3 protein-coding genes are annotated in these 1,528 nt (G+C 52.5%); 2 read left to right on the forward strand and 1 reads right to left on the reverse strand.

Annotation, left to right across the window (positions count from 1 at the left end; translation table 11 throughout):
* Nucleotides 1–183 (reverse strand): hypothetical protein (locus tag ACH2EH_RS13635; protein WP_395142543.1); only part of this gene is annotated, 183 nt, incomplete at its 3' end.
* 409 nt (nucleotides 184–592) lie between these two features.
* Here ACH2EH_RS13635 and ACH2EH_RS13640 point away from each other — a divergent pair.
* On the forward strand, nucleotides 593–832 hold the full coding sequence (locus ACH2EH_RS13640) for a hypothetical protein (RefSeq protein WP_395142545.1): 240 nt from the start codon (nucleotides 593–595) through the stop codon (nucleotides 830–832).
* Between the two features lie 184 nt (nucleotides 833–1,016).
* Entirely contained in the window at nucleotides 1,017–1,382 is a 366-nt protein-coding gene (locus ACH2EH_RS13645; RefSeq protein WP_395142547.1) for a hypothetical protein, read from the forward strand.
* Nucleotides 1,383–1,528: the final 146 nt, after the last annotated feature.

Consider the following 1,528-nt stretch of genomic DNA (forward strand, 5'->3'; position numbering starts at 1 on the left):
GAGCCGCTCCAGCTCCGTTTGAGGAGCCGAGCGCCAGAGTTCATAGAGTGCTGCGAGCTGCCGCTCACGCCGCTCCAGCTCGACCACTGCCGAGGAGGATCGCGACGGCGCTAAGACACTGCTCCCTAAAAGGCGCCGCGACTTAACCCGTACTGAAGTCTGTTTTTTGATTCCTTCTGCCATCCGTAAAAATACCTACCCTCTGTAGTTTCGGCAGTTTCACGTCAAGATTGGAGAGCACTCTCGGCGCACGGTACAATGAACCACGATGAGAGTCGCCCCAATAGTGCCAATGGTTGATTGGCTCTTCAAAAAGTTACTGACGACTTTCTTTTTTCAGTTTTTGGAGTTATTCTCCCCGAGCTAGCCCGCCGATTGAAATCGGCGTCTAGGAGCCTTGTTCCTCGGCTATGAAGTCGCTCCGCGACTGGGAACTCGGTAGTCGCGGAGCGACATTATGGCGCGAAGCGCCCGTAGACGCTCACGTTCGTGTGGGCGGACAACGATTCATGCAAAAAGCTCAGGTAAGGAAGTCTATGAAGTCACTTACAATTGCGAATAGATGCAGCTCCCGAAAACGGGGAGTAGCGCCATGAAAGACAAGCGTTTCTGGGTGACCCTAACCGTATTTGTGCTTTACAGCCTCCTCTTCTGGCCAACGCCTTACACCTATCTGGAGAGTCCCCTGGGCTGGCATGTGCGGGTAAACCGATTAACGGGAGATCCTCAGATATGGATCAGGGACGGCTGGCAATCTCTCTCGGCGCTGTCCAAAGAAGATCAGAAAAATAATCCCTACCTGCCTGCCCCGATAATAGGAGATCAAAAGTGAACCAGGAACAGAAACCGCGCTACGATGTGCCCGGCGAAAGCACAATGATAAAGATTGGACGCGCTTTGTTACCCGGTTTGTTTTTTGGTATTGCAATGCTCATCTTGATTTACTGGGTGCGCGCCTCTATATTCCAAGACCAACCCCCAAATCTCGATTGAAGCACGAGGAGGAAGAAAAGACCATGAACCGATCAAAGAAAATTACTCTCACCGTGCTGGGCATCATGGCCTCTGTAGGTTACACGAGCTTGATTGTCACACCGCCGCGAGGGTACCAAGTAGCATTGTCGGAGGAGGAATTCAGACGCCTGCGAGTGCCCCTGCCCAGGCAGGGAGACGAATTTAGTCAGGACGTTTACCTCTATCGCATCTCAAGGTGGCTTCCCTCAGATCACCTTGGCTGCGGGCTTACCTATGCTGGCTTAACAGAGAAGCAGATTCAAGCCAAGCAGAAAGCCATCAAAAAACGCGATGCCCGCGTGATCGCCGAAGCAAAACGACAAGAAACCCAGGAAACACGACTGAAAGGAAATCCAGGCATACTATGACTCTGACGATTGAAAAACCAGAGACAGAAGCCCGCCTGCTTCACTTCACTAACTCACCGATAATGGCTGCCTGCCACCTCAGTGTGGCATCCTGGCAGGAAGTCGCGCAGCACTAGCGATGCCTCAGTACCAGTCTCTTCCTGCAA

Source organism: Armatimonas sp., from assembly GCF_043760365.1.
GTDB lineage: Bacteria > Armatimonadota > Armatimonadia > Armatimonadales > Armatimonadaceae > Armatimonas.